A 24,708-nucleotide genomic window follows, 5' to 3' on the forward strand; every position below is an offset into this window, starting at 1 on the left:
GGACGTGGTCGAGTGTGTGTTGATTCGGTTGAAGCCAGTCAGGCGCGGCTGCGTCGATTGCCTAGAAGCATAGGTTTGTCACCATGTTTCCGCGCTTGTCCTTAAGCACATAGGGGCAATCGCTCCGCTTCAGCGCCGCCTTGGCGTCGGCATTGCCGAGCGCGGCAGCCTTCTCGTAGTACGCCTTGGCCGCGTCACCGTCCTTCGGACCGCCGCGGCCGGCCTGGGCGAACGCGCCCATTTGCAGCAGAGCACCAGGGTGCCCCTGCCCCGCCGCCTTCTCGAACAGAGCTCGCGCGCCGACATCGTCTTTCGGACCGCCGATACCGTCGGCCATCATCATGCCGAGCTGATATTGCGCCTCGGCGTTACTCTCCGCGCCCTTGGCAAGCAAGGCTCGGGTTTTCACGGGGTCGGACGACGCCCCACCGCCGAGCACCGCCAGATTGCTGATACCGCGCGGGTTGCCCGCGGCCGCAGCACGCTCCAGGAGCTGCCGCGCCTTGGCATCGTCCTTCGGCAGCCCGACGCCGGTCGCGTAAGCCACGCCGAGTTCGACCATGGCTGCGCTCGAGCCCTTGTCCGCGGCCTTACGGTACGCGGCCATCGCCTCCGCGGTCTGCCCGCCGGCCGCATAGGCACGACCGAGCGCGTACATCGCCCGGCGCGATCCGGCGGAAGCAACACGGCAGTACTTGATGGCGGTCGCGACATCGCCGGGCGCGATCTCGGTGACGCCTTTCACGTCGGCGGGCTTGTCGGGATCGGCCGGGTCAGCGGCGATCCGATCGCACAACACCAGATCGGCCGACTGCGCGTGTGCGGAGGTGATCGCGCCCCCAAGTACCAGCGCGAGCAGGACAGCCGATCCGCCGGCGGCCCACGATCTCGTCATCATCATTCATCCCCAAACACGCGGGCCGCGCCGGCCCCCGGCAAGCAGCCTCCGGCCGCCACAGGCAGCCTCGATCGGGCGCAATCTAGCCAATCCCCACGCAGGTTTAAACTGACCCAGCGCGACAAAGGATTGTGGAGGAGACCCGCGGGCCATCGAAAACCGACTTGCCGCAAGCATCAGGATGGGCATCGGGCACCGCCTCTTGCCCTGCGTCAGCCACTCGGTCGGGCCGCCCCCGCCTCGGAACTATTGCATTTGCGCGTCGTTCAAGCCGGCAGTCTCAGCCAAGGAAGAACCTAATGACGATTTTGAAATGGGCGCTGATCTTTCTGGTCGTTTCGATCATCGCCGGCATCTTCGGATTCACCGGAATTTCCGCCGCATCTGCCGACATCGCGCGGATTCTGTTCTACATCTTCGTGGTGATTTTCGTCGTGCTGCTGATTCTCGGATTCACGATCTTCAGAGCCTAATCAGTACGCAGCGCCCTGCGCTTCGGCGCAGGGCAGCCATGATCTGCTCCCTGTTTGATCTGCCGCAAGCGGTGGCCCGCCACCTTCGACCAAGGTCCGGTTCGCGTCGCCGATATTCAATATTGCAATGCAACATCGGCTCCACTAGGTAAACGCACTCAACCCGGGGCCGTCGATGAGCGAAGACTGGAATACCAAATATGGCGTGCGGCGCGTGCGACGCGACCCGCCAACTCTTGAAGAAGCGATCTTTGCGGCGGCCGGCATCACCGACGACGTTGACTCGCAGGCGGAGATTGCCGCGTCCCTGATGGGGATGCCGATCGAAGCCGTGTTGAAGGAAGTCCGGAAGTCGGCCCGTGCGTCGGCACGGACTTCGCGGGTGATCACCGGCGAACAAGGCTTCCAGCGCTCGGTCGTGGTTGAGCGCCGGGTGTCGCGCCGGATCGTCGGCAACGACAAGCGAATCTGACCGGCCTGCGCGCTCGGCCGTTCGAGCGCACCAGCCTCTGACCAAAAAAAGAACGCCGCGGGCTGTTAGCACGCGGCGTTGTTGTTTTGCGGTGCCGGATCGTCAGGCCGCGCGATTGAAGCCCGACATTCTCAGAAACAGGTTCCAGCAAGCCTGATTGAAGGAGATCAGCGCATTGGCCGCGCCGCCCGGAATGTCGATCGAGCGCGCGGGCGCGACCGTGTCCGCCTCGTGCTGGAGATCGATCGTGCCGGTCGACTCGCCCTGGCGGAAGGTCAGGTGCGCCCCGAACTTGTTCGCGAGCGCGCGCATCGCCTGGTTCTGCGAGCCGGTGGTGATCCGCAGCTTCTCGTAGCCGAGCGAGCGTGCGACCTCCATCAGCTGCTTGAACAGGATGCTGCCGATGCCCTTGCGGCGCAGATGGCTTTCCACGCTGAAGGCGATTTCGGGAAGCGAGTCGATGTGCAGATCGGGCTGATGCAGCTCAGCAGCCGCATGCACAGAGCCGTCTTCCGCAAAGAATGCGATGATGATGGTGCCGTCGCCGCCGCACTTCATGGCGTAACGATCGATGAAGCTTTCGTCGGCGAAGCCATTGAAGCGATCGCGCCGGCTTTCGGCGTCGAGGCGCAACAGGTGATCCCGCAGCAGCGGCAGCTCTTGATTGATCAGGGATCGGATCGTCCCTTTTGAGCCGGTGAGATCGGCGATGAGAGCGTCGTGCATAAGTCTTCTCTCCTCTCGGGATGACCCTCAAGGAGGCGTTCTCTTCCCTAGACAGAAGTCATATTGTGCATTGCACAATAATATTCAAGACCCATTCGCAGGCGACGCCTAGGAAAGAACGGCGGAGAGCCCTCGAACTTTCGTAAAACCTATCTAAACTAAGGCGGTTAAGGAAGCTTGAGGCAGCGCAAACGGTGCTCGGAGAGCGGTTTTGCGTCGCACCCTCGTAATCTTACGGAGGGTTAAGACCCTATCATAGTACCATCTGCGTCTGCGTGACCACGGCCACCAATTTGCCGTCCTCGGTCTCGATTCGGGTCTGCCACACCTGGGTCCGCCTTCCGCGATGCACCGGCGTGGCGGTCGCCACCACGGTTGAGCCGGCCCTCGCCGGGCCGATGAAGTTGGTCTTGCTCTCCAGCGTCGTGGTGCCCTTGGCATCGGCCGGCAGGTTGATCACCGTCGCGGCCGCGCCGACGCTGTCGGCCAGCGCCATCACCGCACCGCCATGAATGCTTGCACCCACGGTGCAGAGATCGTCACGCACCAGCAGCGTGGCGACGACACGGTCGGGTTCGGCTTCGGTGAAGCGGAGCCCCATCAGCGCCGCGAACGGCAGCGGAAATGAATTGATCTTCTCCAGCGGCGTCATGGTCGCGCCTCCCCTGCCCGCCGATGTGGCGACGGCGGCGCGGGCTGCCGACCGTCGCTCATTTGGATTTGTCAGGCGGACCGATGCCTACCGGTCCGCCTCGGTGCAATGACCTGTCAGGTCATCGACGCAGCACGCGAGCTGTGCCTCAGACCGGCTCGACGCCGCACCATTCGGCAATGAACAGCGCCATCGCCTTGGTCGATTGCCGCAGCGAGTCGAGATCGACATACTCATTGAAGCCGTGCATCGCCGCACCGGAGGCACCGAAGCAAAGACTGGGGATGTTGTAGTTCAGGCCATAGAACCGGGTGTCGGTCAGCGCGGTGAACACCAAATCTTCGGGCGCACCGCCATACACCGCCGAGAACGCCTTGCCGAAGGCGGCCTCGGGTTCGGCCGAGTTGGTCAGTTCGTAGCCTTCCGACAGAAAGCCCGACCACTCCACCTGCGGCGGATTGTTCGACAGGAAGCGGTGGTTGCGCGCCGCCGCGGTGACGCAGGCCATGATCTCGGCCTGATGGTCGGCGACCGACCAGCCCGGCAGGATGGCGATGCGGCAATCGACGTCGCACCACGCCGGCACGCTGGATGCCCAGTCTCCGCCCTTGATAATTCCGGGATTGAAGTTGATCGGATGCGCCACGCTCTTAAAGTGGCGATCGCTCGCCGCGCGCTTGTTCCACTCCTCCTCGAGCTTCTCCAGCGCGTGGATCAAGTGATACGCCGCGGTGATGGCATTCGATCCCGACCCGGCCTCGAACACATGGACCGGAAAACCGCGCACCTTCAGCCGAAACCAGATCACCCCGACCTGGGAACGCACCATCTTGCCGCCGGTCGGCTCGGGAATGAAGCAGGCATCGGCGCGATAACCGCGTTGCAGAGTCGAGAGCGCGCCGACGCCGGTGCTCTCCTCCTCGATCACCGATTGAAAGTGAATCCGCCCCGTGGGGCGCAGGCCGGCGGCCTTGATCGCATCCAATGCGTACAGCGCGCCGATGGTGCCGGACTTCATGTCGCATGCGCCGCGGCCGTACATCCGGCCGTCCTTGATCGCGGGCGAAAACGGCGGGGTCTCCCACATCTCCAGCGGCCCGGTCGGCACCACGTCGCAATGCCCCTGCAGGATCAGCGACCGGCCGGCATTGTTGGTGGGCCGATAGGTGCCGACCACGGTCCGCGCTTTCGAAAAATCGTGCTCGATCGGACCATAGCCGCGGAGATCCTTGAGATCGTCGAGGTCGATATGCCAGTCGTCGACTTCATAGCCGCGCTGTCGGAGCAAATCTCCGATCATGTCCTGGCACGGGCCCTCGGCCCCGCGGGTGCTGGGGATCGCAACGAAGTCACGCGTGGTAGCGAGTTGGGCGTCGAAACCGGCATCGACGGCATCGAGAATGCGGCGCTGGAGATCGTTATCGCTCATGCGGGTGGGCGCTCCTTTTTGTTTGGTCTGACACCGGCGCGCGGATCAAACCACAGATCGCCCGATTTTCCATGCAGTTTGGCCCTGCGATCGAATCATGCCCTCATGCCGCGCCACCGTTCAGGAGATCCGATGTTCCGTTCACAACCTTTGCGTTCGCCTCTGACCGTGATCGTGCTCGGAGCCGCCGCGCTTCTCGCCGTTGCAACGCCGGCCGCCGCACAACAACTGCAGGTCTTCCGCGAACAGGACATCACCGAACTGCGGCTCGGCCAGAAGATCCTGGTCGACGATGGCTCCTGCCCCAATGGTCAGATCAAGGAAGTCACGGGATCGACGCTGTCGGCCTCGGGCGTCGTGGCGACGGTCAAGTGCATCCCGCGCGTGCGGCGCTGACCGGCTCACGTCCGGAAGGCAGATGAGTTAGTCGGCCGGATCGAACATGCACTGCAGAGCAGGCTTGGCGATCAGCGTGAAGGTGGCGCTGATCTGCGACTGCTTGGTCTGCGGCACCCAATCGTTGTCGATGGTCGGCACGCCACTCTCGCGGATGCCGCGCAGCAGCGCCTGACGCAGGTCGCTATCGGACACTTTGGCGGCGGCGTGATCGTGCAGGCAGCCGCAAACAGAGTCCGGATGCGCCCACCGACCGGTCATATGCGCGGTGCACTGGCGGATGAATTCCATCCGAGCATCCTGAGCGCCAAATAGGGACCGGGTCTGTGTATGGGTCTGCGCCTGCGCCGCATGGCCGATCATCAGGCCGAAACCGACCGCCAGCGCAGCCATCCGAAACATCATCACCAATTCCGACTCCATTCGGCGACGTCGCCACCGCGCCAGACTGCGCCATCCCGGACCGCAGCAACTTCCGCGACAGGGGTGCCGAGATAGGCGAATGTCCCTGCACCCGGTAGCCGCCCTTCCGATGAGCCGGCGGATGAAGCACCGCTGGCCACCAAAGCGAGGGCAAGGAAAAGGCTCCAGGTCCGCATTCGAGGTCTCCTGCCGGTCGTCAGCCGGCCGCGCCGCCGCTGCCGTTGATCAGTTGATAACCACGCTGTGTTTCCAGACCGCTGCAAGCGCGCAGCCGAATGGTTTCGTCCCACCCGTGAATTGTTTCGTCGGACCGTCCTCGACGAAACATTGCGGAAAAAACCATCGGGATTTCAGCGCGCTCTGGTTTGGCCCAAGACGCGGCCATGCACGACTAAAGTTGCTGGCGCTGATCCAGCCGGTGGGCGGCGGTGACATCACCACGTCATCAACCGACGCTTAGTAGGGCGTGCATCCCGTACACACAGCGGTCCGAGAACGAGGGATCCACCCACCCTCTGTTACCAACTTTGGCCGTTGGATAGTTGAGGCTGGTATTTTCTTTGGATCGGCTCTACAAATGATTAGTTGCGGAGCTTGGCGTGATCCAGCTTTGAGCCGCGCTGTGACGTCGGGTGCAGATCATTGCGGTGCATTACACCGCTGCCGTGGCAGAGACCTGGACGTTAGAGATCCGAAGATTAACGGATCTCGCCCCTCGCCGCGCCGGCTGATCCGGTTTGCGTCACGAAAGCCCGCTTCGGTTCGGACCACGCGTCGCTTGGCGACGTGCGGCAACGATTCCGGATCGGCCGCGTTCATACATGATGGAGGAAACAAAAATGGCCAGTAATGCGCTCGGCGACGGCACTGGCAGCGACCGTCCCACAGAACGGCGCCATTCCACCCGCCCAGAGGCTCTGCACACTGAGCTGCTCCGCAACGGCCGCAGAGGCGTCGCGACATCGGGGGAGATGGCGCTGCAGGGACCGTTCGGCCATTCCGCAACACAAGGCATGCCGCAGCGCCTCGTGCGTCTCATCGGCTACTGCGCACCGGCCCGCTCGGCCGCGACGCAACCGCTCTCGACTGAGCGGGAGTCAGCCTGAATTCCAAGTGCCGTGAATTTCGACGTGCCAAAATGACACGTCGGCGCTTCGCTACTGCTCTCCGCAGCCGAAGCGCCGCCGCCTTGATCGTTACTTGAAGAAGTCCCCGCACTTCTCGATTGTGGCGTCCGCGCCCCACGGCATCACCGGCACCGACGACGTCGAGTTCTTCGGCGAGCCCTCGATCAGCTTGTCCGAGTAAACCATGTAAACCAGCACATTCCGCTTGGCGTCGCAGCCGCGGACAATCTGCATCCGCTTGAAGAACATCGAGCGGCGCTGGCTGAACATGTCGTCGCCCTGATCGAGCTTCTTGGTGAAGTGGATCGGTCCGACCTGCCGGCAGGCCAGCGAAATGTCGGAGACTTCCTCGGCCAAACCGAGCCAGCCCTTGAAACCACCGCGCTCCGGCACGGTGAAGTGGCAGGCGACGCCTTTGATCTCCGGATCGTCGATGCCGTACACGGCGAGCTTGTCGTTGGGGCTCAGCAGCTTGAACACCGTCGAGCGTCGGAAGATCAGATCCGGATCGTCGGCGGCCACGGCAGCGGTGGAGGCGCCCGTCACGGCCAGCGCGAGCAGCGCCAGAGTCGCGGATTTGAAGCGGGAGAGGCGAAACTGAGAGGCACGCCGGTTCATCGAATTCTCCATAGAAACGGTTCTGTGCATTTGGTGAGCACGTCGCCGGTTTGAAAGGTGCAACTCCTACCCGCCGCCGCGTTTAACCTCCTGTGAAGCTTTTTTGTTACGGTCGGACAGATTGCGCGACAGTTCGCCACGAAGGCGAACGCGTCTCGCGCCAGAGACACTAATCTAAAATCCTGCTGGCAAGATTCGGGGAAGAACTGCGTGCGCGTCTTTCAATGCGAAGCCGATTTCACCGACGAGCGTTACTCCCGCACCAGCAAGCGCACCGGTGCAGGGAGATTGACCATTTCGCAGGCCACGATCGCCGCAGGCATCATGGCCACTGCGATGGCGGCCACGCCCGTGCAAGCCTCGCCCGCCTGGTTCTGGTCGGACGAAGTGCCGATTTACGACGAGCCGCCGCCGGCTGCGCCGAAGCGGCATCATCAGCATCCGCGCAAGCGGCTTCAGCTCGACCACAAGGCCGAAAAGCAGATCGAAAAGCAGGCGACCAAGCCGCAAGGGCCGGTGGTGATCGCGGTTTCCATCGAGCAGCAGAAGCTGCGGGTGTACGATGCCAACGGCCTGTTTGCCGAGACGCCGGTGTCGACCGGGATGCGTGGGCACTCGACCCCGATGGGCGTGTTCAGCGTCATCCAGAAGAGCAAATACCACCGCTCGAATATCTACAGCGGCGCCCCGATGCCTTACATGCAGCGCATCACCTGGTCGGGGATCGCACTGCATGCTGGCGCCCTCCCCGGTTACCCGGCTTCGCATGGCTGCATCCGGATGCCGATGACGTTCGCGGTGAAGATGTGGGGCTGGACCCGAATGGGTGCCCGCGTGATCGTCGCCCCCGACGACGTGACGCCGGTGAGCTTTGCTCATCCGCTGCTCGCCACCAAGAAGGTCGCGCCGGATCCCGAGCCGATGATGTCGGATTCGCCGAAGCCGGCGACCACCACCAAATCCGACAAGGCGGCCGTCAATGACCAACCGGCGGAGCCCACGCTTTCCGCCGACGAGCTGCGGCGCGGCCTCGCCGGCAGCGACAAGCCATCAGCCTCGCCGGTCCGGACCGCGGATGCGGCCGCGGCCACGGTGGCGCTGACCGACGCCTCGTCGAGCAAAGCGCCTGAGACCACCGACGCCGCTCCTGCAACGACAGGGACCGTCGATTCCGCCAAAGCTGCCAAGGCTCAGGACAAGCCAGTCGACACCAAGCCTGCTGACGCCAAGGCGCCTGCGGCCGCCGAGGCCGCACCAGCTACCGAGCAGTCCAAGGCGTCCGCTGCAACGAGCGACGACAAAGCCGCAACCTTGTCCGGCGCCAAGGACCAGTCGCACGCGCCGACCAGCGATGAGCACACCGCCGCCGCTCCGACGCTGCCTGCGCCGAATCCGAGGGAGCAGATTGCCGCCTTCGTCAGCGGCAAGGACGGTAAGCTGTATGTCCGGCAGAACCAGACGCCGCTGTTCGACGTGCCGGTGACGATTGCCGCCAGCGACCGTCCGCTGGGCACCCACATCTTCACCGCCGAGCTCGACAAGGATCAGAGCGTGCGCTGGTCCGTCGTGTCGCTGCCCGTGGCACTGTCTAAAGCGGAACCTGAAGTGCAGCGCAAATCCCGTCGTCACGACAATGCCTTGACGGCAGAGTCGAAAGCTTCGCTTCACAGCAACAGCCCGGCCGAAGCGCTTGATCGCCTAACCATCCCGCCGGAAGCGATGAAGCGGATCGCCGAAGCGCTGACCAATGGCGGCTCGCTGATCGTGTCCGACCAGGGCATCGCCGCTGGCGAGACCGGCAAGGGCACCGACTTCATCGTCCGGTTGCGCTGAGCCGCGCACCTTCGAATCTGCGGGCAACTCCGCGGCCGTGGCAAAAAGCCGTTGGCACGGCTGGGTGCGAGCCTCTACCTTGGCGTGGCGATGCGCGCCGGTCCGACTCGGGCCGCGCTCGCTCGGACGGCCAACGGCAGAAGGACTTCGGCATGCGGACAGCAGCAGCTTTGATCGTTGCAGGTGTGGTGTCTATCGGGACGACCGCGGCCTTTGCGCAGGCGCCGAAAGCTTCCGCTCCCGCCGCTCCGCAGGCCGCCCCTGCTGCAGCGCCCGCCCCACAAGCGGCAGCCGCGGCCAAGCCGGTCTGCGCCAATCCCGATGCGCTCGGTGTCGGCCGCGTGGTCGAGATCGACACCACCGGCGGCCCCGGCTTCGGCTTCGAACATTTCAAGCAGCTCGACTTCCTGCGTGACAAGGAAGTGGTGCTGACGTTCGACGACGGTCCGTGGCCGGTGAACACCCCGGCGGTGCTGAAGGCGCTCGGCGACCAGTGCACCAAGGGGATCTTCTTCCCGATTGGTAAGCACGCCACCTATCATCCCGAAATCCTCAAGCAGGTCGCCGCAGCCGGCCACACTGTCGGCTCGCACACCTGGTCGCACGCTAATCTGGGCAACAAGAAGCTGACCGAGCAGCAGGCCAAGGACGAAATCGAAAAGGGTTTCGCCGCGGTGAAGTGGGCGATCGGCACCGCGCCGTCGCCGTTCTTCCGCTTCCCGGCGCTGCAGCATCCGCCGGCGCTGGTGACCTATCTCGGCACCCGCAATGTCGCGATGTTCTCCTGCGACATCGACTCGTTCGACTTCAAGGTGCGCAAGCTGCAACAGGTCGTCGACAACGTGATGAACAAGCTCGACAAGCTCGGCAAGGGCATCATCCTGATGCACGACTTCCAGAAGAGCACCGCCGAGGCGTTGCCGGAGCTGCTACGGCGGCTGAAGGTTGGCGGCTATAAGGTCGTGCAGATGCGTGCCAAGGCGCCGGTGCAGACTCTGCCGCAGTACGACGAGGAGCTCGCCAAGAGCAATCCGCTGCCGACGGTGAGCACCCGGCCGGTCAGCGCCGTCGTGCAGACGATCTCCGAATAAGCCGCATCGCCTTGCAGATGCGGATTGCGAAGCGCCAATGACGGCGGCGCCGGCGTTGACGATCGAGGGCTACGTCATCGTGTCGGCCGAGGGCAACCTCGCCGACGCCAATCGGCTGATGCCGGACGCCTTGAAGTATAAAGGTGATCAGGCGTTCTTCGCCGCGGCGCTGGACCGCGCCGACCTGATCGTGCACGGCCGCAATTCGTTCGAGGACCAGCCCAACTCGCCGCTGCGCCGCCGGCTGATCGTGACCCGGCAAGTTGCCGGGCTCGCACCCGACCCGTCGAACCCGAAAGCGCTGCTGTGGAATCCCGCGGGCGCCTCGTTCGCGGACGCCTGCGCCCGAGCCGGCGTGACCGCCGGGACCGTGGCGATCATCGGCGGCCCCGAAGTGTTCGCGCTGTTCTTCGATCGATACGACACGTTTTACCTGTCGCAGGCCCCGCAGGCCCGGCTCCCCGGCGGTGAGCCTTGCTTCCCGGGCGTGCCCGAGCGAACGCCGGAACAGATCCTCTCAGCGCACGGCCTGCACCCGGCCGACCGCCAGATCCTCGACGCCGACCACGAGGTCAGCGTCACCGCCTGGCGCCGCAGCTAAGCGAGGGTCAGGCGTGGCCGCCGGACGCCGCGCCGCCCCTGCCGATCCCGGCAATGATCAGCAGTCCGCCGACCAGCGACAGGCTCTTCAGTGCGACCGCCAGATTGGCTTGCGCATCCGCACCGGTCTGGTTCCAGAAGTCGTGGAAGTAATAGGTTCCGATCGCCACGAACACGATCAGCACCAGCGCGCAGAAGCGCGCCCCGAAATTCAGCGCAATCAGCAAGCCGCACAACAGCTCGATGCCGCCCGCCGCGAGCGCCAGCATCTGGGCGAAGGGCATTCCGGCCGCCTGCTCGAGCTGCGCCGTGTAGGTGGCCAGCATCTCCGGCACAACGAACTTGCCGGCCGCCTGGGTGGTGGCAGGCAGATCGAGCAGTTTGATCGCACCGGAGTAGATGAACAGAATGGAGAACAGAAAGCGCCCGAGTGCGATCAAGGCCGGCATGTGCATCCCCATCGACAGCGGCCAACGCGCCGCACCGCGCCGTCAGTATGGGCGCGGTGCATGGGGTTTTCAAACGAACAAAAAACGACAGGCCTGTGGTGCCTCAGGCGAACAGCGTTCCCTGATGCCGGCCCGCCCGCTCTTGTGCCTCGACCACCGCCACCGCGGTCATGTTGAGGATGCCGCGCGCGGTCGCTGACGGCGTCAGGATGTGCGCCGGCAGCGCAGGTCCGATCAGGATCGGGCCGACGGGCAGCGCCTCGCCCACCACCTTGATCATCTGATAGGCGACATTCGCGGTATCGAGATTCGGCATGATCAGCACGTTGGCGACGCCGGTCAGCCGCGAATGCGGCAGGATCATCTGACGCGACGTTTCCGATAGCGCGCTGTCACCCTGCATCTCGCCGTCGGCTTCGATTTCAGGATGCTTCTCGGCCAGGATCGCGGTGGCGCGGCGCATCTTCAGCGACGAGTCGGTCGGGAAGCTGCCGAAGTCCGAATGCGACAGGAACGCGATCTTCGGCTTGATATTGAAGCGCTGCACGTGGACCGCAGCGAGCGCTGCCAACTCGGCGAGCTCTTCGGCGGTCGGATTCGGTCGCACCTGGGTGTCGGCGATGAAGATCGGGCCCTTCTTGGTGATCAGCAGCGCCAGCGCGGCGTAGTCCGACACGCCGGGGCGCCGGCCGATCACGTCGCGGACGTGGCGCAGATGGTTCATGTAGCGGCCGTCGAGACCGCAGATCATCGCATCGGCCTCGCCGCGCGCCACGGCGAGCGCCGCGATCACCGTCGAGTTGGTCCGCACCACCGTGCGCGCCGCTGCCGGCGTCACACCGGCGCGGCCAGCGATGTCGATGTAGGACTGCACGTAGGACCGATAGCGCGGGTCGTCCTGCGGATTGACGAGGTCGAAATCTTCGCCGGGACGGATCGACAGGCCGGAGCGCTTGATCCGCGCTTCCACCACCGACGGACGGCCGACCAGGATCGGCCGTGCCAGCTTCTCCTCGAGGATGGTCTGCACCGCGTGCAGCACCTTCTCGTCTTCGCCTTCGGCGTAGATGACGCGGACGGGCTGGCCCTTCGCCTTGGCGAACACCGGCTTCATCACCAGGCCGGAGCGGAACGCGAAGCGCTCGAGCTGCGCGTAGTAATCGTCGAACGAGGTGATCGGACGAGTCGCGACGCCGGAATCCATCGCAGCCATCGCCACCGCCGGCGCGATCCGCAAGATCAGACGCGGATCGAACGGGCTCGGGATCAGCGAGCCCGGACCGAAGCCGAACGCTTCGTCGTTATCGAGACCGACCGACACCGGGTCCGCCGGTGCCTCGCGCGCAAGCTGCGCGATGGCATCGACGGCAGCGTGCTTCATCGCCTCGTTGATCGCGGTGGCGCCGACATCGAGCGCGCCGCGGAAGATGTAGGGGAAGCACAGGACGTTGTTGACCTGGTTCGGGAAGTCCGAGCGTCCGGTGCAGATCATCGCGTCCGGCCGCACTTTGCGGACGTCTTCCGGCATGATCTCGGGCGTCGGATTGGCGAGCGCCATCACCAGCGGCCGCTCCGCCATCTGCTTGACCATCTCCTGCGACAGCACGTTCGGCCCCGAGAGGCCAAGGAAGATGTCGGCGCCCGGGATGACTTCGGCCAGCGTCCGCTTGTCGGTCTTCTGCGCGTAGACCTCTTTCCAGCGGTCCATCAGCACATTGCGACCTTGGTACACCAAGCCTTCGAGGTCACAGACGAAGATGTTCTTGCGCTGCGCGCCGAGCGACACCAGCAGATTGAGGCAGGCGAGCGCGGCTGCGCCGGCACCGGCCGCGACGATCTTGACCTTGGAGATGTCCTTGCCGGTGAGCGCCAGCGCGTTCTTCACCGCGGCGCCGACGATGATCGCGGTGCCGTGCTGATCGTCGTGAAACACCGGGATCTTCATCCGGTCTTTCAGCATCGCCTCGATCTCGAAGCACTCCGGCCCCTTGATATCTTCGAGGTTGATGCCGCCGAAGGTCGGCTCCAGCGCGGCCACCGTTTCGACCACGCGATCGACGGTCTCGGCGGCGATCTCGATGTCGAACACGTCGATGCCGGCGAACTTCTTGAACAGAACCGCCTTGCCTTCCATCACCGGCTTGGCGGCAAGCGGCCCGATATTGCCGAGGCCGAGCACCGCCGTGCCGTTGGTGACGACGGCGACCAGGTTGGATCGCACAGTGAGCTCGGCGGCCTGCGCCGGATCGGCTGCGATCGCGTTACAGGCTGCGGCAACGCCGGGGGAATAGGCCAACGCAAGGTCGCGCTGGTTGGCGAGTGGCTTCGATGCCTGAATCTCCAGCTTTCCGGGCTTCGGCCGGCGATGATAGCCGAGCGCTGCCGCCTGAAGATCTTCGGAATACGACGCCATACGTTCCCCCGCCATTGTGGTTGGTTTCGACTCGCTGCCCGACGCTTACTTAGTGTCGGGCAGATTGAGCCGGATGTGCAGTTCGCGAAGTTGCTTGGGCGACACCTCGGACGGCGCACCCATCAGCAGATCTTCGGCACGCTGATTCATCGGGAACAGCGAGATTTCGCGCAGGTTGGTGGTGCCGCACAGCAGCATCACGATGCGGTCGACGCCGGCCGCCATGCCGCCATGCGGCGGAGCGCCGTACTGGAAGGCGCGGTACATGCCGCCGAACCGGTCGATCACTTCCTGCTCGCCGTAGCCCGCGATCTCGAACGCCTTCACCATCGCCTCGGGGCGATGGTTACGGATGCCGCCCGAGGCGATCTCGTAGCCGTTGCAGGTGATGTCGTACTGGAACGCCTTGATGGTCAGCGGATCCTGCGACGTCAGCGCATCCATGCCACCCTGCGGCATAGAGAACGGGTTGTGCGAGAAGTCGACCTTCTTGTCGTCCTCGTTGTACTCGTACATCGGGAAGTCGACGACCCAGGCGAGCGAGAACTGATCCTTGTCGATCAGGTTCAATTCCTCACCGACCTTGGTGCGCGCGAGCCCGGCGAACTTGACGAACTTGGACGGATCGCCGGCCACGAAGAACGCGGCATCGCCGGCCTTGAGGCCGAGCGCGGCGCGGATCGCTTCGGTGCGCTCCGGTCCGATGTTGTTCGCCAACGGACCGGCGCCCTCGCCGCCTTCGCGCCACATGATGTAGCCGAGGCCGGGCTGACCTTCACCCTGCGCCCACGAGTTCATGCGGTCGCAGAACGCTCTGGAGCCGCCGCCGGGACCCGGAATCGCCCAAACCTGGTTGCGCTGCTCTTCGAGCATGCGCGCGAACACCTTGAAGCCGGAGCCGCGGAAATGCTCGGAGACGTCCTGCATCTCGATCGGGTTGCGCAGGTCAGGCTTGTCGGTGCCGTATTTGCGCATCGAGTCGGCGAATGCGATGCGCGGCCAGCCCTTGGTGACGCGCTTGCCCTTGGCGAATTCCTCGAATACGCCGGTGATCACCGGCTCCATCGCAGCGAAGATGTCGTCCTGGGTGACAAAGCTCATCTCGACGTCGAGCTGATAGAATTCGCCCGGCAGACGGTCGGCGCGCGGATCTTCGTCGCGGAAGCACGGCGCGATCTGGAAGTAACGGTCGAAGCCCGACATCATCAGCAGCTGCTTGTACTGCTGCGGCGCCTGCGGCAGCGCGTAGAACTTGCCGGGATGGATGCGGCTCGGCACCAGGAAGTCGCGCGCACCTTCCGGCGACGACGCCGTCAGGATCGGGGTCTGGAATTCGAAGAAGCCCTGCTCCTTCATCCGCCGGCGCATCGAGTCGACGATGGCGCCACGCGTCATGATGTTCTGGTGCAGCTTCTCGCGGCGCAGGTCGAGGAAGCGATACCGCAGCCGCACGTCTTCCGGATATTCCTGCTCGCCAAACACCGGCAGCGGCAGTTCGCCAGCCGGGCCGAGCACTTCGATCTCGGTCACGAACACTTCGACCGCGCCGGTCGGCAGGTCGGGATTTTCGGTGCCCTCGGGGCGGCGGCGGACACGGCCGTCCATCCGCACCACCCATTCGGCGCGGAGCTTTTCGGCGTCCTTAAATGCCGGGGAATCTGGATCGGCGACGCATTGGGTAATGCCGTAATGGTCGCGCAGATCGATGAACAGCACGCCGCCATGGTCGCGAATGCGGTGACACCAGCCGGACAGGCGAACGGTCTGGTCGATATGGCTGTCGCGGAGCGCGCCGCAGGTATGGGTTCGATAACGGTGCATGGAAATCCCGGGAAAGCCGTCTTTAGGCAGAATCGCGTGTCCGCAAGCCGTTGCGGAGAGCGTCAGGGTTTACCCGAGCGAACCCACCGCGGCAACCAAATGCGGAACGGGGGACCACCGCGTTCCAAGCAGGCCGCAAGTCCCCTTCACAACCTTTCGCCTACCCGCCTCCGGATTGCAGCTTTTCCGCGGAAGCTGTTGAAACCGGCCGGTTTCCGGCGGATTGTCGAAACGGCGAAGCGTTCTTAACTGGTGATCGATGACAGCGCATTTTCCGTTCGACAACAGCTACGTGGCGCTCCCGCCGAACTTCTTCGCGCGGGTTGCGCCGACGCCGGTCGCCGCCCCTCGGTTGATCAAGCTGAACCGCCCGCTCGCGGTCCAGCTCGGGCTTGACCCGGACCTGCTCAAGACGCCCGAGGGTGCCGCGATCCTCTCCGGTAACCAAATGCCGGAGACCGCAGCCTCGATCGCGATGGCCTATGCCGGCCACCAGTTCGGCAACTTCGTGCCGCAGCTCGGCGACGGCCGGGCGATCCTGCTCGGCGAGGTGGTCGACCGGAACGGCGTTCGCCGCGACATCCAGCTCAAGGGCGCCGGCCGCACGCCGTTTTCCCGGATGGGCGATGGCCGCGCCGCGCTCGGTCCCGTGCTGCGCGAATACGTCGTCAGCGAAGCGATGGCCGCGCTCGGCATCCCCACCACGCGATCGCTCGCCGCGGTTCTGACAGGTGAAACGGTGCTGCGCGATCCGATCCAGCCCGGCGCGGTGCTGACGCGGGTGGCTTCCAGCCATATTCGGGTCGGCACGTTCCAGTATTTCGCCGCCCGGGGCGATCTCGACAGCGTCCGGGCGCTCGCCGACCATGCCATCGCCCGCCACTACCCGGACGCGGCGCAGGCGCCCTCGCCTTATCTGGCCCTGCTCGAAGCCGTAATCGGTCGGCAGGCGGAATTGGTGGCGAGCTGGATGATGATCGGCTTCATCCACGGGGTGATGAACACCGACAACTGCTCGGTTGCCGGCGAAACCATCGACTACGGCCCCTGCGCCTTCATGGACACCTTCGATCCGAAGACCGTCTATTCCTCGATCGACCAGTTCGGTCGCTATGCCTACGGCAACCAGCCCCCGATCGCACTGTGGAACCTGACCCGGCTCGCCGAATGCTTGGTCCGGCTACTGGCGGATGACGACGACAAGGGCATCGAAATCGCCCAGACCGCGCTCGGCGGCTTTGCCGAGCGGTTCAACGCCGCCTATCTGGCCAAGCTGGCGGCCAAGCTCGGCCTGTTCACCAGTCAGCCAGACGATCAGCAACTGTCGCAGGAATTCCTGGCTGCCCTGGCCAAGGGCGAAGCCGACTTCACGCTCGGCTTCCGCCGGCTGAGCGATGCTGCCGGCGATCCGTCCGACCTTGGCGAGGTTCGGGCCCTGTTCACCGATCCGGCGGCGTTCGACGAGTGGGCCCCGCGGTGGCGCGCCCGGATCGCAGCCGAGCCGGAGGATGCCGGGACCCGCCAAGCCGCGATGCGGCGGGTCAACCCAGCCTATATCCCGCGCAATCACCGGATCGAGGCGGTAATCCGGGCCGCCGTCGACCGAAACGATTTCACGCCGTTCGAAGAGATCCTGACGGTGCTCGCCAACCCCTTCGAGGAACAGGCGGAATTCGCCCGCTATGCGGAGCCGCCGCAGCCCCATGAACGGGTGCTGGAAACCTTCTGCGGAACTTGATCGCCGCCGGGTGAGCGTGTCTAGTGGACCGGATTCGACGGCTTTGGGCAGCCGGCGCGGCCGATTGTCGCCCGAACCGTCCCCCGAACGCGACAGAGTTTAATGGACCTGATTTCAACTTCCGAGCAGCTTGCCGACGCCTGCGCCCGTCTCGCCCGCCATCCCGTCATTACGGTCGACACCGAGTTTCTGCGCGAGACGACGTTCTATCCGCTGCTCTGCGTGGTGCAGATGGCGAGTGCCGACGAAGCGCTCGTGATCGACGCGCTCGCCGAAGGCATCGACCTGAAGCCGTTCTTCGACCTGATGGCGAACGAGCAGGTACTGAAAGTCTTCCACGCCGCCCGGCAGGACATTGAAATCGTCTGGCACCGCGCCGGGATCGTGCCGCATCCGATCTTCGATACCCAGGTCGCCGCGATGGTCCTCGGCTATGGCGACAGCATCGCCTACGATCAGCTCGTCGAGCGCATCACCGGCCACCGTCCCGACAAGACCCATCGTTTCACCGACTGGTCGCGCCGCCCCCTCACCCAGGAGCAGGTGCACTACGCGGTCTCCGACGTCACCCATCTGCGCGACGTGTTCGCCGCACTCGATGCCGACCTGAAGAAGCGCGGCCGCAGCGATTGGGTCAGCGAGGAAATGGAAGTCCTGACCTCGCCGAATACATATGACGTCCACCCCGAGCGCGCCTGGGAACGACTGAAGACCCGCGTGCGCAAGCCCAAAGAGCTCGCGGTGCTGATGGAGATCGCCGCGTGGCGCGAGCAGGAAGCGCAGAGCCGCGACGTGCCGCGCTCGCGCGTGCTCAAGGACGATGCGCTCGGCGACATCGCCACCCACGCGCCGACCTCGTTGGAGAAGCTAGCCAACCTGCGCTCGCTGCCGAAGGGGTTCGATCGGTCGAAATGGGGCACCGAGATCGTCGCAGCGGTGCAGCGCGGGCTCGCGCGCGATATGGCTTCGCTGCCGAAGATCGACAAGCCGCGGAACAACTCCAACGGCACCGCGATCGTCGAACTGCTCAAGGTGCTGCTGCGGATGACTTCCGAGCGCCACGCGGTCGCCGCCAAAGTCATCGCGACCGTCGACGACCTCGAACAGATCGCGGCCGACGACAACGCCGATGTCGGCGCGCTACGCGGCTGGCGCCGCGAGTTGTTCGGCGAGGCGGCTCTCGCCCTGAAGCACGGCCGGCTGTCGCTTGCGATCGAACGCGGCAAGGTGATTCAGGTCGACCGCAGCGCCGCCACTCGGAGCTCAAGCGCCGAACAATGATCGTTCGACCGCAGCCTAATCTGCTTCAGCTGTTCTTTCTGGTTCAAGGCTCGGTGGTGCAGCGGATCTTTCCGCAGGCGCTGCTGATCGCGGCCCTGTCGGTCGCGGTGGTGTGGGCACATCACGCCTATCCGGGCCTCGTCTCGGACTTCAACAGCGCGCCGTTCACGGTGCTTGGCATCGCGCTGTCGATCTTCATGGGCTTCCGCAACAACGCCTGTTACGACCGCTGGTGGGAGGCTCGCCGGCATTGGGGCGAGCTGATTTGTCTCAGCCGCAATCTGGCGCGGCAGACGCAGATCCTGCCCTGCTCCGGCGAAGAGCCGGAGCGCAGCCGGCGGACGCTGCTGAGATTGGCGATGGCTTTCGCCCAAGCGCTGGTGCTGCATCTTCGCCCAGGAAGCGACACCACCAAGGTGACGCGCCATCTCACCGCCGAAACCCGAGCGCGCTATGAGGCCAGCTGCAACGCGCCCGAAGTCATTCTCTCGGCGATGCAGGCTGAGCTCGCCGCGCTGCATCGTAGCGGCGAACTACGCGACATCCCATTCCAGATCATCGATCGCACCATCGGCCAGATGGCGATGGTTCAGGCTGCGTGCGAACGCATCCGTTCGACACCGGTGCCGTTCGGCTATTCGCTGCTGCTGCACCGAACCGCTTACGTGTTCTGCCTCCTGCTGCCGTTCGGCTTCGCCAACACGCTCGGCTGGCTAACGCCGTTCGCCACGGCGCTGGCGGCCTACACCTTCTTCGGCCTCGACGCGCTCGGCTCCGAGCTGGAAGAGCCGTTCGGCCAACTGCCCAACGATCTGCCGATCGCCGCGCTCGCCGATACGATCGAGATCAACCTGCGCGAGGCGCTCGGCGAAACCGACCTGCCGCCCCTGCCGAAGCCGGTCAACCACATCCTGGTGTGAGCTGCGGCTAGCCGCGCCGCTTCAGCGCAGCACGATCGTCCCTGAGCGCCCGACCATCTTTGCGAGCTGCTTGAACCGGCTGCCGACGCGGTCGGCGACGAGATCGACCAGGCTGTGCTCGAACACCAACATCAGCTTGCGGCCCTCGGTGCGGAAATGCGTCGCAGGCAGTACGCCGGGCCGCGCCGCGCTGATCAGATGCGCCACCCGGAACGCGGCGCCGAGCAGCCGGGCGCGTTCGTCGAGCGCTTCGGTCACCAGCTCACGCGCCGACATCGGCGGCTCGTTCTGTTCGCTGAAGCCGGCGTAGCGGTAGTACACCGACAGTCCCATGAAGGCGCGGTCGCGATGGGTGACGTCGCCGAAATTGGCATTGGCGATCAGCGACAGGGTCTGCTCGCCGCGATGATCCGGATGTACGCGCCAGCCGACGTCGGACATCAGGCAGGCCGCGCGGCGGAGCCGGCGATCCTCATCGGTTTCCTTGACCTTGGCGACGCGGAACAGCCGATCGGTCCACTCGATTAGTTCCTCGGCATGCCGCGCCGACCGCGACAATAGCAGGTTCAGGTTCTGCGCGGCGCACAGCAGCCCATCCTTGGCGCGCTCTGCCGGCGGCAGCTGCTCGTACAATAGTCCTTCGCGCACGCCGTAGGTCGAGAACACGATCGTCTTCGGCTTGGCAATGCGGATGACGTATTCGAGCACGACCGCCGCATAGGCGAGCAGCGGCCGCCGCGCATCCGCGACCACTTCGATATCGGCGAGCTGATTAGCAGCCGCCAGCACCCGCAGCCGCTGCGCGAACCGCAAGGCTTCGGCTGCCGAGATTGAATAGCCGTGCATCACTTTAAGCGAGTGGCCGCTCTGGATGATGTGGATCCGGGCGAGCGCACGCCAGGTGCCGCCGACCGCGTAGAACGTGCGGCCGCGGGCGGTCTTCAGCGGTCCCGCCTGGGACAGCAGTTGCTGCGCGATCCGCTCGGCGCGCTTGAGTGATTTCTGCGAGGCGTCCTGCAGAGCCAGGCTGCCGAGCGGCAGGGTCACGCCCTTGCGCACCGCGTTTCCGCGGACATCGATCAGTTCGAGCGAGCCGCCGCCGAGATCACCGACGACGCCGTTCGGCTTGTGCACGCCGGAGATTACCCCGAGCGCCGACAGCTTGGCTTCGCGCGGTCCCGACAGGATCTCGATGGTGACGCCGCAGATCCGTTCGGCCTCGGCGATGAATTCGGGACCGTTCTTGGCGTCGCGGCAGGCGGCGGTCGCGATCGCGAACACCTTGCCCACCTTCATCACCCGGATCAGCGCACGAAACCGCCGGAGCGCCACCAGCGCCTTGCTGACGGCATCCTTCGTCAGCAGCCCGGTGGTCTGAACTTCGCGGCCGAGGCCGCACAGCGCCTTCTCGTTGAAGACGGTGACCAGACTGCGCGCCAGCGCCTCGTAGACCACGAGGCGCACGGAGTTCGAGCCGATGTCGATGACGGCGACGCTGGGTTCGCGCCTGTGCGGCTGCTTGCTCAACGTCGTCGTCCCTTAGGAAGACTGCTGGGACTGCTGACGTTCAGCACGCCGGGTGAGCCGGCGGGGTGAGGATTCCTGGAGCGACTTCCCACGGCCGGACAAGCTCGGATTGGTCATGAAGTAGTTGTGGACGTTGAAGGGCTCCTCGCCCTTGGCCGCCTTCATACGCGTCGACGATCCGTCCGGCAACAACCGCCAGCTTTGCTCGGTATCTTTCAGGTTGGCGACCATGATCTGCTCCAGCACCTGCTGATGCACGGTCGGGTTGAGCATCGGGCACAGCACTTCGACCCGGCGGTCGAGATTGCGCGGCATCATGTCGGCGGAGGAGATGTACACCGCCGCCTTGGCACTCGGCAGGCCGTAGCCGTTGCCGAAGCAATAGATACGGCCGTGCTCCAGGAACCGGCCGATGATCGACTTGACCCGGATGTTGTCCGACAGCCCCGGCACGCCCGGCCGCAGGCAGCAGATGCCACGGACCACCAGTTCGACCGAGACCCCTGCGCGCGAGGCTTCGTACAGCGCGTCGATGATCTCGGGGTCGACCAGTGCATTCATCTTCAGCCAGATCGCGGCCGGCTTGCCGTGGCGGGCAAAGGTCGTCTCGCCGCGAATGTGCTCGAGCATGGTCTTGCGCAGCGTGATCGGCGACACCGCCATCTTCTCGATGTCGCTCGGCTCGGCGTAGCCGGTGATGTAGTTGAACACCCGGGCAGCGTCGCGGCCGAGGATCGGATCGGAGGTGAAGTACGACAAGTCCGTATAAATACGCGCCGTCACCGGATGGTAGTTACCGGTGCCGGTGTGGATGTAGGTGGTCAGGCTGCCACCCTCGCGCCGCACCACCAGCGACAGCTTGGCGTGGGTCTTGAGCTGCAGGAAGCCGTACACCACCTGCACGCCGGCGCGCTCAAGGTCGCGCGCCCAGCGGATATTGGCTTCCTCATCGAACCGCGCCTTCAACTCAACAAGCGCCGTAACCGACTTCCCGGCCTCGGCGGCTTCAGCGAGCGCGCGCACGATCGGCGAGTTGTTCGAGGTGCGGTACAGCGTCTGCTTGATCGCGACGACGTCGGGATCGCGCGCCGCCTGCTGCAGGAACTGAACGACGACGTCGAACGATTCATACGGGTGGTGGACGATCAGGTCTTTCTGCCGGATCGCCGCGAAGATATCCCCGCCATGGTCGCGCACCCGCTCCGGATGCCGCGGCACATAGGGCACAAATTCGAGGTCGGGACGATCGACCCGGGTGAGCTGCGACAGCTCGTTCATCGCCAGCACGCCGTCGACCAGGAACACCTCGTCGTCGGCCGCGGTGAGCGCGCGCTGCACGAACACGCGCAGCTCCTCCGGCATGGAGGAGTCGACCTCCATCCGGATCACCGACCCGCGCCGCCGCCGCTTCAGCGCGGTCTCGAACAGCCGCACCAGATCCTCGGCCTCTTCCTCGATTTCCAGTTCGCTGTCGCGGATGATCCGGAACGAGCCCTGCCCCTTGACGTGGTAGCCGGGGAACAGCCGCCCGATGAACAGCGAGGTCGCCTGCTCCAGCGTCATCACCCGGACGGCCTGGTCGCGCCCATTCCCGGGCAGACGGATGAAACGGTCGATCCGCGCCGGCATCCGGATCAGCGCATTCATCGGCTTGCCGTCGGAGACCCGCGCCAGCTGCAGGCCGATGGTGAAGCCGAGGCTCGGGATGAACGGGAACGGATGCGCCGGGTCGATCGCCAGCGGCGTGAGCAGCGGGAAGATGTTGTGGAGGAAGTGATCCTCGATCCAGGCGCGCTCCGCCTTGGTGACGTCCTTACCGTCCAGCAACAGGATACCGGATTCGGCGAGCACGCCGCGCAGCTCCCGCCAGATCGACTGCTGGTCGCTGGCGAGTTTGGAGACCGCCTCGTTGATCAGCGCGAGCTGTTCGGACGGCGTCAGGCCGTCCGGGCTGCGCTCGGTGATGCCTTCGCGGATCTGCGCCTTGATACCGGCGACGCGGACCATGAAGAATTCGTCGAGGTTGTTGGCCGAAATCGACAGAAACCGCACCCGCTCCAGCACCGGGTGGTGCGGATTGACCGATTCTTCGAGCACCCGACGGTTGAAGTGAAGCCATGACAGCTCGCGATTGATGAATCGCTCGGGGCCGGCGGCAATCATCGACGCCGGCTCGGCTTCGCCTTTTTTCTCTTCGATGGCAATCACTTGCTCGGAGTCCATGAGAAATTGATCCAGACCAGGATGGGGCGCACCGCGGCTGCGGCGCCGCGAGACAATGCTGACGCTGCATGACGTTTCCATGACATTGAGAAACGAGGCGCAGAAACCGTCAAGCGGCCCGCCTTCCCGCCATATGCCGCAGGGCGGGCGCTAGTCGGCGCGCAGCACTTCGGAGGCGAGCGCCCGGGTCACCGGACGCCCGAGCCGCAGCGCCATGGTGTCGAGCTTTTCCACCACCTGGCGGGCGGCCACGAATGACCGGTCGATCCGGTTGGCGAGGTAGCCGACCAGCGCAGCGTCGATGCACATCTGGCGGTCGGCGCAAAACTTCACGATCAGGGCGCGAAACAGCGCATCGTCGGGCGGCAGTAACGACACCACCGGCACGGCCCGCAGCCGCGACTTCAGGTCGCGCAGGTCGATCGACAAGGCTGCCGGCTCGACCCGGCCTGTGAACAGCACGTAGGCCTCGTCTTCCCGCGCCATATTCATTAGGTGAAATAACGCACGCTCGTCGAAGCTGCCGGGGACGAGATCCTCCACGACCACCGCGCCGGTCGCCAGCGCGCCGGGCACCGCCGCGGCATTCAGCGCCTGCGCCGCGGTCGACCGTGCGCCAGCCAGTTCGGCCCAGATCGCTGCCAGATGGCTCTTGCCGCTGCCCTCGGGGCCAACCAGCATCATGATACGGTTGGGCCAGTCCGGCCAGCTCTCGATCAGAGACAGCGCCGCGGTGTTGGCTGAACCTTCCAGGAAATCCTCGCGCGACAGGCTTTCGGCATGCGGCAGGTCGAGGGCTAATTGTCGAGGTTCAACGCGAACTGGCACGGGGCGCTCCATGCCGGCCCAAAACGCGGCCGGCCGACGCGGTCAACGGCTTGGCTCGATCGTGCTCATATGCCGCATCCACTCGACGAGATAGAGGGAGACGGAAAGCAAGGTCAAGACGGTCACCGCGCCCATCAGAAAGAGGTCGTAAGGCGCCGGTTCGAAGCCGAAGGCGAGTGCGCCGAGGATCAGCGCGGCAAACGACACCTGGGCAACGGTGTTCAGCTTCGACACCATCAGCGGCTTCATCGGGATCGGCCGCCCGAACACCCAGGAGATCATCACCGCACCGACGATCATGATGTCCCGCGACACCACCAGGATCACCAGCCAGCGCGGGATCGCGCCCCAAATCCCGAGCGAGACGTAGATCGAGACCAGCAGCGCCTTGTCGGCGAGCGGATCGAGCAGCGCGCCGAGCTCGCTGGACATGTTGAAGCGCTTGGCCAGAAACCCGTCGACCGCGTCGCTGACCCCGGCCACCACGAACACCGCGAAGGCGATTTCCATCTCATTGGACGCGATCGCCCAGACGATCACCGGCACCAACAGGATGCGGCAAAGCGTAATGATGTTTGGAATGCTCACGCAACGTTCCCGGCTTCCGGCCCAAATCCGCCGAAAAACCTCGACTTTCGACGGTTGAGCGGGCTGGTTTTCTACATAGACCATGCTGGGTCCCCTTGCGAGCCATTGCACGCTGGCGGAATCCGACGTAACCACCCCAAAACATCGGCTGGGCGCGGACAAGCGGGACTTAGGTCTAGCGT

22 protein-coding genes are annotated in these 24,708 nt (G+C 64.9%); 9 read left to right on the forward strand and 13 right to left on the reverse strand.

The window, feature by feature from the left end; all coding sequences use genetic code 11:
* Positions 1-61: 61 nt before the first annotated feature.
* Complete coding sequence (locus VRZ08_RS02595; RefSeq protein WP_414531486.1) at positions 62-898, reverse strand: tetratricopeptide repeat protein; 837 nt, start codon at positions 896-898, stop codon at positions 62-64.
* A gap of 299 nt (positions 899-1,197) precedes the next feature.
* Between VRZ08_RS02595 and VRZ08_RS02600 the strand changes: the two genes are divergently transcribed.
* Positions 1,198-1,371, forward strand: coding sequence for a DUF1328 domain-containing protein (locus VRZ08_RS02600; protein WP_107344910.1), 174 nt, complete (start codon positions 1,198-1,200; stop codon positions 1,369-1,371).
* A 175-nt stretch (positions 1,372-1,546) separates the two neighbouring features.
* Positions 1,547-1,843 carry a hypothetical protein gene (locus VRZ08_RS02605; protein WP_011158576.1) on the forward strand — a complete coding sequence of 99 codons (297 nt, stop codon included), beginning with the start codon at positions 1,547-1,549 and terminating at the stop codon, positions 1,841-1,843.
* A gap of 102 nt (positions 1,844-1,945) precedes the next feature.
* Here VRZ08_RS02605 and VRZ08_RS02610 read toward each other — a convergent pair whose 3' ends face one another.
* From VRZ08_RS02610 to VRZ08_RS02620, 3 genes are all read right to left on the reverse strand, one after another.
* Positions 1,946-2,569, reverse strand: a complete 624-nt coding sequence (locus tag VRZ08_RS02610; protein WP_264052541.1) for a GNAT family N-acetyltransferase — start codon at positions 2,567-2,569, stop codon at positions 1,946-1,948.
* 253 nt (positions 2,570-2,822) lie between these two features.
* Positions 2,823-3,221 carry a PaaI family thioesterase gene (locus VRZ08_RS02615; RefSeq protein WP_164634758.1) on the reverse strand — a complete coding sequence of 133 codons (399 nt, stop codon included), beginning with the start codon at positions 3,219-3,221 and terminating at the stop codon, positions 2,823-2,825.
* Between the two features lie 148 nt (positions 3,222-3,369).
* Complete coding sequence (locus VRZ08_RS02620) at positions 3,370-4,650, reverse strand: ArgE/DapE family deacylase (RefSeq protein ID WP_414531487.1); 1,281 nt, start codon at positions 4,648-4,650, stop codon at positions 3,370-3,372.
* 132 nt (positions 4,651-4,782) lie between these two features.
* Here VRZ08_RS02620 and VRZ08_RS02625 point away from each other — a divergent pair, with 132 nt between their 5' ends.
* Positions 4,783-5,046 carry a DUF6719 family protein gene (locus VRZ08_RS02625; RefSeq protein WP_107344914.1) on the forward strand — a complete coding sequence of 88 codons (264 nt, stop codon included), beginning with the start codon at positions 4,783-4,785 and terminating at the stop codon, positions 5,044-5,046.
* A 27-nt stretch (positions 5,047-5,073) separates the two neighbouring features.
* Here VRZ08_RS02625 and VRZ08_RS02630 read toward each other — a convergent pair whose 3' ends face one another.
* The gene (locus VRZ08_RS02630; RefSeq protein ID WP_263991735.1) at positions 5,074-5,451 is read right to left on the reverse strand and encodes a hypothetical protein; all 378 of its coding nucleotides are present in this window, start codon (positions 5,449-5,451) and stop codon (positions 5,074-5,076) included.
* 1,214 nt (positions 5,452-6,665) lie between these two features.
* A complete protein-coding gene (locus VRZ08_RS02635) occupies positions 6,666-7,214 on the reverse strand; it encodes a CreA family protein (protein ID WP_107346629.1) in 549 nt (182 codons plus the stop codon).
* A gap of 210 nt (positions 7,215-7,424) precedes the next feature.
* Here VRZ08_RS02635 and VRZ08_RS02640 point away from each other — a divergent pair, with 210 nt between their 5' ends.
* From VRZ08_RS02640 to VRZ08_RS02650, 3 genes are all read left to right on the forward strand, one after another.
* Positions 7,425-9,047, forward strand: a complete 1,623-nt coding sequence (locus tag VRZ08_RS02640; protein ID WP_414531488.1) for a L,D-transpeptidase — start codon at positions 7,425-7,427, stop codon at positions 9,045-9,047.
* A 152-nt stretch (positions 9,048-9,199) separates the two neighbouring features.
* A complete protein-coding gene (locus tag VRZ08_RS02645) occupies positions 9,200-10,138 on the forward strand; it encodes a polysaccharide deacetylase family protein (protein WP_414531489.1) in 939 nt (312 codons plus the stop codon).
* Positions 10,139-10,175: 37 nt separating this feature from the next.
* Positions 10,176-10,739 (forward strand): dihydrofolate reductase, encoded by a 564-nt coding sequence (locus tag VRZ08_RS02650; RefSeq protein WP_414531490.1) that lies wholly within the window; start codon positions 10,176-10,178, stop codon positions 10,737-10,739.
* A 7-nt stretch (positions 10,740-10,746) separates the two neighbouring features.
* Here the strand turns inward: VRZ08_RS02650 and VRZ08_RS02655 are convergent, their stop codons facing one another.
* The 3 genes from VRZ08_RS02655 to aspS all read right to left on the reverse strand — a co-directional run bounded on the left by VRZ08_RS02655 (position 10,747) and on the right by aspS (position 15,421).
* Positions 10,747-11,187, reverse strand: coding sequence for a DoxX family protein (locus VRZ08_RS02655; protein ID WP_107346631.1), 441 nt, complete (start codon positions 11,185-11,187; stop codon positions 10,747-10,749).
* A gap of 103 nt (positions 11,188-11,290) precedes the next feature.
* Positions 11,291-13,600 (reverse strand): NADP-dependent malic enzyme, encoded by a 2,310-nt coding sequence (locus VRZ08_RS02660; RefSeq protein WP_414531491.1) that lies wholly within the window; start codon positions 13,598-13,600, stop codon positions 11,291-11,293.
* A gap of 45 nt (positions 13,601-13,645) precedes the next feature.
* A complete protein-coding gene (aspS, locus tag VRZ08_RS02665; protein WP_107344918.1) occupies positions 13,646-15,421 on the reverse strand; it encodes an aspartate--tRNA ligase in 1,776 nt (591 codons plus the stop codon).
* A 259-nt stretch (positions 15,422-15,680) separates the two neighbouring features.
* Here aspS and VRZ08_RS02670 point away from each other — a divergent pair, with 259 nt between their 5' ends.
* The 3 genes from VRZ08_RS02670 (at position 15,681) to VRZ08_RS02680 (ending at position 19,360) form a co-directional block, all read left to right on the forward strand.
* Entirely contained in the window at positions 15,681-17,159 is a 1,479-nt protein-coding gene (locus VRZ08_RS02670; protein WP_414531492.1) for a protein adenylyltransferase SelO, read from the forward strand.
* A 102-nt stretch (positions 17,160-17,261) separates the two neighbouring features.
* Positions 17,262-18,440 (forward strand): ribonuclease D, encoded by a 1,179-nt coding sequence (rnd, locus tag VRZ08_RS02675; RefSeq protein WP_107344920.1) that lies wholly within the window; start codon positions 17,262-17,264, stop codon positions 18,438-18,440.
* Positions 18,437-19,360 carry a bestrophin family protein gene (locus tag VRZ08_RS02680; protein ID WP_107344921.1) on the forward strand — a complete coding sequence of 308 codons (924 nt, stop codon included), beginning with the start codon at positions 18,437-18,439 and terminating at the stop codon, positions 19,358-19,360. The genes rnd and VRZ08_RS02680 overlap by 4 nt, the downstream gene beginning before the upstream one ends.
* 21 nt (positions 19,361-19,381) lie before the next feature.
* Here VRZ08_RS02680 and ppx read toward each other — a convergent pair whose 3' ends face one another.
* The 4 genes from ppx to VRZ08_RS02700 form a co-directional block, all read right to left on the reverse strand.
* Complete coding sequence (gene ppx / locus VRZ08_RS02685; protein ID WP_414531493.1) at positions 19,382-20,887, reverse strand: exopolyphosphatase; 1,506 nt, start codon at positions 20,885-20,887, stop codon at positions 19,382-19,384.
* Between the two features lie 12 nt (positions 20,888-20,899).
* Positions 20,900-23,110: an RNA degradosome polyphosphate kinase gene (locus tag VRZ08_RS02690; RefSeq protein WP_414531494.1), complete on the reverse strand. Its 2,211-nt coding sequence runs from the start codon at positions 23,108-23,110 to the stop codon at positions 20,900-20,902.
* Between the two features lie 150 nt (positions 23,111-23,260).
* Positions 23,261-23,950 carry a DnaA/Hda family protein gene (locus VRZ08_RS02695; protein ID WP_205502614.1) on the reverse strand — a complete coding sequence of 230 codons (690 nt, stop codon included), beginning with the start codon at positions 23,948-23,950 and terminating at the stop codon, positions 23,261-23,263.
* A gap of 30 nt (positions 23,951-23,980) precedes the next feature.
* Positions 23,981-24,526 (reverse strand): CDP-alcohol phosphatidyltransferase family protein, encoded by a 546-nt coding sequence (locus VRZ08_RS02700; protein WP_107344924.1) that lies wholly within the window; start codon positions 24,524-24,526, stop codon positions 23,981-23,983.
* Positions 24,527-24,708 lie beyond the last annotated feature (182 nt).

Origin of the sequence: Rhodopseudomonas sp. G2_2311 (genome assembly GCF_047501505.1) — a bacterium.
In the GTDB taxonomy this organism is placed as follows: domain Bacteria; phylum Pseudomonadota; class Alphaproteobacteria; order Rhizobiales; family Xanthobacteraceae; genus Rhodopseudomonas; species Rhodopseudomonas palustris_H.